At 77.9% G+C, this 2,005-nt stretch carries 2 protein-coding genes and 1 pseudogene; 1 reads left to right on the top strand and 2 read right to left on the bottom strand.

All coding sequences use genetic code 11. The features are described from left to right. Together EAO70_RS34985 and EAO70_RS34990 are read right to left on the bottom strand one after the other, a co-directional pair. Positions 1 to 827 (bottom strand): annotated as a pseudogene (locus tag EAO70_RS34985) (hypothetical protein); the annotation flags it as partial. Positions 828 to 941: 114 nt separating this feature from the next. Continuing rightward, positions 942 to 1,601 (bottom strand): sigma-70 family RNA polymerase sigma factor, encoded by a 660-nt coding sequence (locus EAO70_RS34990; protein ID WP_148006844.1) that lies wholly within the window; start codon positions 1,599 to 1,601, stop codon positions 942 to 944. Between the two features lie 130 nt (positions 1,602 to 1,731). Here EAO70_RS34990 and EAO70_RS34995 point away from each other — a divergent pair. Beyond that, positions 1,732 to 2,005, top strand: a 274-nt coding sequence (locus EAO70_RS34995) for a MerR family transcriptional regulator (RefSeq protein ID WP_148006845.1), incomplete at its 3' end; no start/stop codon positions are given.

Below are 2,005 nucleotides of genomic sequence, written 5' to 3' on the forward strand. Positions count from 1 at the left end.
GGCGCAGGGCGGCGCGGGAGGCGGCGGCGTTCTCCTCGACGGGGCTGCCGACCGCCCGGGCGACGGCGGCGGCCCCGGTGGCGGCGAGGCCGGCGGAGGCGGCGGCGACCAGGAAGGTCCGGCGGTCGGCGCGGGCGGCCGCCGGTCCCGTCCCGGCCCGCCGGGTGAGGATCCCGGTCAGGGCGTACAGCAGGGCCGCGCCGACGGCGCAGGGCGGCGCGGGAGGCGGCGGCGTTCTCCTCGACGGGGCTGCCGACCGCCCGGGCGACGGCGGCGGCCCCGGTGGCGGCGAGGCCGGCGGAGGCGGCGGCGACCAGGAAGGTCCGGCGGTCGGCGCGGGCGGCCGCCGGTCCCGTCCCGGCCCGCCGGGTGAGGATCCCGGTCAGGGCGTACAGCAGGGCCGCGCCGACGGCGGCGCCGGCCAGGGAGGGGACGGCGTCGAGCGCGGACTCCGAGTCCGGGCGGGTGACGGCCGCCAGGGCCCCGAGGAGGCCGAACACCCCGACGGCCGCGGCGCCGAGCAGGCGGTGGCGCAGGGCGAGGAGCCCGACGGCGGCGGCGAGCGCCCCGAGGAGGAGCAGGATGCCGAGCTGGAGGACGGCCTTGTCGCTCTCGCCGAACTGGCGGATGGCCCATTCCTTGACGGCCGCCGGGGTGCGGTCGACGACGGCGCCGCCGACGGCGGTCACCGGGCTCGCCTCGGGCCGTACCCAGAAGGAGGCGAGGTCGGCGACGGCGAGGGAGACGTAGCCGGCGACCAGGCCGCCGGCGGCGGCCAGGAGCCGGTCGGTGCGGGCGGGCGCGCGCCGGGGCGCGGAGAGGGTCATGCTCCTCAATCGGCATCGATCGTGCCACGGTTTGGCGGATTCACCGGGACGGGTGACGGCGCGGAACGCCCCGGCGGAGGGTCGGGCGACCGTCCGCCAGGGCGTTCCGGCAGGTCAGCAGGGTGCGGTGGCGAACCCGGGGCCGCCCGGCGGGCGGCTGAGCGAGCGGCGCATCCGGTCGAGGCCGCGCCGGGCGTGGCTCTTGACCGTGCCGAGCGGCATTCCGGTGCGTTCGGCGATCTGCACCTGGGTGAGGTCCCCGTAGAAGGCCATGGCGAGGACCTCGCGCTGCGCGGCGGGGAGCTTGGCCAGTTCGCCCGTGACGACGATCCGGTCCAGGACCATGTCGTGGTCGGCGGCGGAGTCCTCGGTCAGCGGCAGCCGCGCGCCCGCGGCGGCCACCAGGTCGCGGCGCCGGGTGCGGGCCGAGAGGGTGTCGGCGATCTTGCGCCGGGTGATGCCCACGAGCCAGCCGGGGAACGGGCCGCGCTCCGGCCGGTAGCCGGCGCGGCCCCGCCAGGCCGCGAGAAACACCTGCTGGCCGACGTCCTCGGCCTCCCTGACGTCCCCGAGGGTGCGGGCGGCCATGGTGTGCACCAGGCCGTGCCACCGGTCGTACGCGGCGGCCAGGCAGCGCTCGTCGCCGCGGACGAAGCCGTCGGCGACCTCGCGGTCGGACAGGTCCCCGTCGGACGGAAGCGATGCGCCGTACGAGGACGGAAGCGGTGCGCCGTACGTGAGCGACGGCCGAGCCAGATCTACCTGCACGGTCATGGCGACCCGCCTCCTGTGACGTGTGATCGGGGTGCCCGGTCTGCTGGGTACCCTCCCGGGCTTCCCCCACAGTCCGTCCGAACCGGGCCGTCACACCATTCGCATCGTTCGTGCGTCGTATGGTGGAGTCATGACCGAATCCTCGCCGGGTCTCACCAGCGGCGCGGTGGCGCGCCGCCTGGGTGTCGCTCCCACCACTCTGCGTTCCTGGGACCGGCGCTACGGCATCGGCCCCGCCGCCCACGAGAGCGGCCGGCACCGCCGGTGGAGCCCGCACGACATCGCCGTCCTCCAGGAGATGTGCCGGCTCACGGCCGCCGGGGTCCCGCCGGCGGAGGCCGCCAGGACGGCCCGGGCCGCGGGCGGCTCCGCCGAGGCGGAGCCGGGCGTACCCACCGGGCCCG

It is taken from the genome of Streptomyces sp. adm13(2018), from assembly GCF_008042145.1.
Taxonomy (GTDB): Bacteria; Actinomycetota; Actinomycetes; order Streptomycetales; family Streptomycetaceae; genus Streptomyces.